This is a genomic window from Ideonella alba (assembly GCF_018069845.1).
Lineage (GTDB): Bacteria > Pseudomonadota > Gammaproteobacteria > Burkholderiales > Burkholderiaceae_C > Ideonella > Ideonella alba.
Genome location: NZ_JAGQDD010000041.1, coordinates 1 through 4679, shown reverse-complemented (window position 1 = coordinate 4679; position 4679 = coordinate 1). Strand labels below are relative to the sequence as shown.

The 4679-nt window shown below is 59.6% G+C and carries 7 protein-coding genes; all 7 read left to right on the top strand.

Annotated features, from left to right (window positions below):
- The first annotated feature begins 124 nt into the window (after positions 1-124).
- The gene (locus tag KAK03_RS24630; RefSeq protein ID WP_210857331.1) at positions 125-430 is read left to right on the top strand and encodes a hypothetical protein; all 306 of its coding nucleotides are present in this window, start codon (positions 125-127) and stop codon (positions 428-430) included.
- Between the two features lie 160 nt (positions 431-590).
- A complete protein-coding gene (locus KAK03_RS25555; protein ID WP_445663767.1) occupies positions 591-944 on the top strand; it encodes a DUF7661 family protein in 354 nt (117 codons plus the stop codon).
- A 172-nt stretch (positions 945-1116) separates the two neighbouring features.
- Complete coding sequence (locus KAK03_RS24625) at positions 1117-1446, top strand: hypothetical protein (protein ID WP_210857330.1); 330 nt, start codon at positions 1117-1119, stop codon at positions 1444-1446.
- 265 nt (positions 1447-1711) lie between these two features.
- A complete protein-coding gene (locus tag KAK03_RS24620; protein ID WP_210857329.1) occupies positions 1712-2215 on the top strand; it encodes a hypothetical protein in 504 nt (167 codons plus the stop codon).
- A gap of 158 nt (positions 2216-2373) precedes the next feature.
- Positions 2374-2895, top strand: coding sequence for a hypothetical protein (locus KAK03_RS24615; protein WP_210857328.1), 522 nt, complete (start codon positions 2374-2376; stop codon positions 2893-2895).
- A 148-nt stretch (positions 2896-3043) separates the two neighbouring features.
- Positions 3044-3343: a hypothetical protein gene (locus tag KAK03_RS24610; protein WP_210857327.1), complete on the top strand. Its 300-nt coding sequence runs from the start codon at positions 3044-3046 to the stop codon at positions 3341-3343.
- Between the two features lie 340 nt (positions 3344-3683).
- Complete coding sequence (locus tag KAK03_RS25230; protein ID WP_247661421.1) at positions 3684-3923, top strand: Imm1 family immunity protein; 240 nt, start codon at positions 3684-3686, stop codon at positions 3921-3923.
- Positions 3924-4679 lie beyond the last annotated feature (756 nt).

Below are 4679 nucleotides of genomic sequence, written 5' to 3'. Positions count from 1 at the left end.
CCGGGGCTGGCAGCATCACATTCCGACCTGATCAGGGCATCAGCACGCCGTTCGGTGTGTTGTGCAGACCTTCCCTAACCGCGATTCTTCTGTGGAATCGCTGGGTTGAACATACAAGGCGTCAATGGCAAACCAACCTCAGCCTACCGCTACCGAATCCATGCTCCCGGTCCGCCGTATAGCCGTTGCTCTGGCTTTCCTGTTGCTTCAGTACCTATTGTGGTGGCACGTCGTGTTTGCGCTCGTGCTTTGGCCGGTCGACAAAGAGCTCTATCGCCTTTACGTCGGCCAGTTCGTGTTCGGCCGCGGACTTGAGATGCCCGGTTTTATTCAGCTATCGGCACTGGTGCTCACCGTCGCATCGTCTATCGCCTTGTCGTACGTGTGGCTTCGCAGAGTGAAACGTCGCCCTGCAGAGATGCTTGTTTGAGATGACCAAAATCCACACTCAGTTGCTTCTCCATCTGTCTGAGGCAGGGACACGCATTGACGCCTAACCGCTCGCTGGAACCGACACCCACCGTCATGGCACTTGGCCCGCTTCCCGGCTTAGGTCATCATCCGTCCAGCGGGCCAAGCGCCATGTCGGCGTGCGCGGCTCAGCTCGAACGTTAGGCGTCGCGCCCGCGCCGCGGCTGCTCTGTCCACGCTCATTTGCGCGTTGCACACCGATCGTTGAAGCTGCGCTCCTTCTCAGATCCATATTCGTCTCAACATCGGAAGGGTGTCTCGTGATTCGATTCAATGTCTTTGGAAAACTCATTGGTGTCGAGCCTCGGGACGGAGGGTGGAAGCCCTATTTCCTTGGGAACGAAGGTAAGCGCCGTGATGCGGAGTTCATTATCCCGGACGACATACCCGAAGACGAGCTTGGTCACTATCTGGCAGTCCTCTTCCACGAATCGGCGACACCGGAGCGCAATGAAGTCAAGAAGCTTAGTTAGGCACACCTTGACGCCTAACCCCTCGCTGGAGCCGACTCGCACCGGCATGGCACTTGGCCCGCTTCCCGGAGTGGTCCATCATCCGTCCAGCGGGCCAAGCGCCACACCGGCGCTCGCGGCTCAGCTCAAACGTTAGGCCTCGCGATCAACCGCGGTCCCAGCTTCCACTGTCATGATCTTCGCCGTCGAAACAGAAGAGCGCTCGCTTCAAGCATTCGCGAACGAAGCGGAAGCCGTCGCAGCATGTGAAGGTCTCGATGTGGAGGCAGCGATCTGGCTCTTCTGGTCAAACGATGGAACGCCGCTTGAACCGGTGTTTACGGTCCCGAACAAGCGCGGCCTCTTTGCTGTCAAGAACGGCGTCTATCACTTGAGGCCCGCCGAAGCTCTGCATCACGCACACCTGAGCGAAGCGGTGGACGAAGTTCTCACCTTCGAGGGGCCAGAGCCGTTTACTTCTGCGTCTGCCATCAAGGCACATCTTCAGGCCGCCAAGCCATGAAGCTCTCCCACTCAACAACAAAGCCTCAGCCCACACTGTCGCAAGGTGCAAGCTCAGGGGTAGCCTCAAAGCCGACCCGAGCGAGGCCTAACCCTTCGCTGGAACCGACGCCCACCGTCATGGCACTTGGCCCGCTTTCCGGCTTAGGTCATCATCCGTCCAGCGGGCCAAGCGCCATGCCGATGTGCGCGGCTCAGCTCGAACGTTAGCCATCAATCCAACCGCCATGCCACTGAGCGCGACCGCAGGCAGGAAATTCGCTGAGATGCTGCTGATCTGGTGTATCCATAGCGCATCGGCAGCAGCGCCTTTCAACGTTACTCACGACTCCATGTACAGGGCGGTGCCGCGCATCGGAGAGAACGATGTGCGTTCCGACATCGGACTCGAGATGAGGTCCAATGGATTTCGCGTCTTCGATATCCTCTTTGAAGTGTCGCGCTGTGATAGCGACGATGGCGGCTTCTGCATGATTTCGCGCTATCTCTCGTTTGAGATGCCGCGAAATGCCTGCGAGCCGCTCAAGGAATGGCGGAGGCCAGGATTTCATTACCAGTGCACTGGCCTATCCAAGGACTTCCAATTGGCAGGTTCGGCAATTGGCAACGTGCTCGCGATCGTTCAAACCAGCGACGCAGGGCGCCAGCGCGTCTTCTACTACAGTCGCGCGCGTGGTGTAGTCGCAATGCTGCTTGGTGAGCATTACTACGTGCTTCAGAGTCCACTGGGAATTGGTGCTGCCGGCCAAACGCTAGACAGAGAAGAGTGATGGCTAACAGGGCGCTTGAGTGGACCTCCGCCAACTGGCCGCGCTACGCTCACCAGTTCATCATCGCTGCGCGCGGCCAGTTGTCTTCGGCCGCTCAGCTTCAACGTTAGGCCTCATGTTCACGACTCCAGCAAACTAGCATCGCAACTCGAAGCAGCATGTCGTCAAAGAAGCCAAAGATTCGCTTCGCCGCTGAGTCGCGCGAGGCAAAGGCAGCAGTCGAGCAACTTGCCGCAGTTCACCGCCTGCGGCTCGATCACGAGGAATCCAGTGTCTACGGCCTCTTACTCACCTACCGGAATGAGGTCGCCGGCCTTCAGTTGGAGTTCTCGCCGCCCGAGGGCAGAGGCTGGTCTGGCGTCATCGCACGTCTCGTCGCGGGGAAGTTCCCAAAGCATCCCATTTACATTGGCGGGGACACGCACCTCGATCGGTTCGACGTGAGGGACCTCGGCGTAGAACGCATCTCACGCGTTCCGAACGTCGCAGCGAAGTTGGAGCGCATGGAGCCGCTCAACGTCGCGGAGGTCGTTGAGATTGTTCAATGCTGCGGGTCGGAGGTTCTCCAAGGAGACTTCGCCGTCTTTGCGCAGCTGCGCAAGCATGTAATGGCTCGGGTCGAGCGCTTCGAGGCGGAACGTTTGTCATGCAATGGTGGTGGTGCGCAGAATGAGGCCTAACCCTTCGCTGGAGGCGACAGCCACCGGCTTGGCACTTGGCCCGCTTCCCGGCTTAGGCAATCATCCGTCCAGCGGGCCAAGCGCCATGCCGGCGTGCGCGGCTCAGCTCGAACGTTAGGCTTCACAACCGAACCATCGCGCAGCGGACATGTATCGGCGCATCCGTTCAACTCTAGTCGGCCTCCTACTCGGCCTTACCGCGTACGTCACCTGGCTAACGCGCGATCCGCGGCACTTCGCCAACCCTGATTCCTGGGACTTGTCAGGAATCATCCTTTGGTTTCTCGCCATAGGCGCAGCCCTTGGTTTTGTTGGCGGCTTGTCGTTCGTCGAGCGCTGGCTTGAAGACAAGCAAGGTGAACTCTTTGAGAACACTCTGTTGAACGCTTTGTCTGTCCTCGCACTTCTCGCAGTGATTGCGATCGCCATCCACTCCGCCCGCAGCTAACAAACCAGCCATGAGCCCAATGTTCACGACTCTCCTCCCAAGGTTCGTACTCGACTCCTCTCTGCAGTGAAGCCTAACCCCTCGCTGGAACCGACGCCCACCGTCATGGCACTTGGCCCGCTTCCCGGCTTAGGCCATCATCCGTACAGCGGGCCAAGCGCCATGCCGGCGCGCGCGGCTCAGCTCGAACGTTAGGGCGCGCATGGTCGTAGCCGCTTCATTCAACGGCCGAACGGAAGACATTGCGACCGTAGACGCGCTTGGCGAGGCGCTCGATCGGTTCGACCGTTCGTCACACTTCGAGCTTTGGGTCTCTGTCGCGGGTGGGCCGAGCATGTGCATGCTGCGCAACAGCGGGAATGCGTGGCTCATGTACCTGCGTCATGCCGGTGACAGCGGCTTCGTCTCTTTCGGTGAAGCTGGTAGAGCAGGAACCGAGAAGTACCTTCTGAGCCATGGGCAAGAAGACGAGTACCCTCTCGCATGGTGCATAGAGCTTGAGCAGTGCTACAAGGCCATCGCCTACTTCTATGTCAATGAGGGTGCAATGCCAGACTGGGTTCAATGGCATGAGGCGTGAATGCATTGCCACGCGCGCGGCGCGCCCTAACCAGTCGCTCGAGGGGACGCGCACCGGCATGGCACTTGGCCCGCGAGGCGCTCGCTGTCATCATTCGCCTCGCGGGCCAAGCGCCACACCGGCGCGCGCCCCTCAGCTCCAACGTTAGGCCGCACCACTATGTCAAGTCGATACACTCGTCTCGCAGTCTCGGTGCTGATTGCCTTTGCTGCGTTTGGCAGTGCAGCTCAGTCGAGCAGCAAGAAGCGCCCTGTGCTCCCGACTTCTCAGGCGGAGTGCGAAGCAAAGGGCGGAGCCTGGACAACGTTGGGCTTACCCATGCCCGACAAGCCAAAGGTATGCGACCTGAAGGCAGGGGACGCGGGAAAACTCTGCACAGACTCGGTGCAGTGCGAAGGCGTGTGTCTTGCGATAGAGGCTGCTGATCAAGGCGAGGCAGCGAATGGCAAGTGCTCGCCTTTCTTACTGAACTTTGGGACCATGCTTCTCGTTGAGCGAGGCAAGGTCCAACGCATGTCTGTTGAGTAAGGCGGCGCCAAGCAGAATCGGCAGGCGAAAGTGCGGCCTAACCCCTCGCTGGAACCGACGCCCACCGTCATGGCACTTGGCCCGCTTCCCGGCTTAGGTCATCATCCGCCCAGCGGGCCAAGTGCCATGGCGGCGTGCGCGGCTCAGCTCGAACGTTAGGCCGCACGAGTAACGCCGAGCACTTCTCACCTACAACGCTCAACCTGACCATGAGTAAGTTCAGCAATG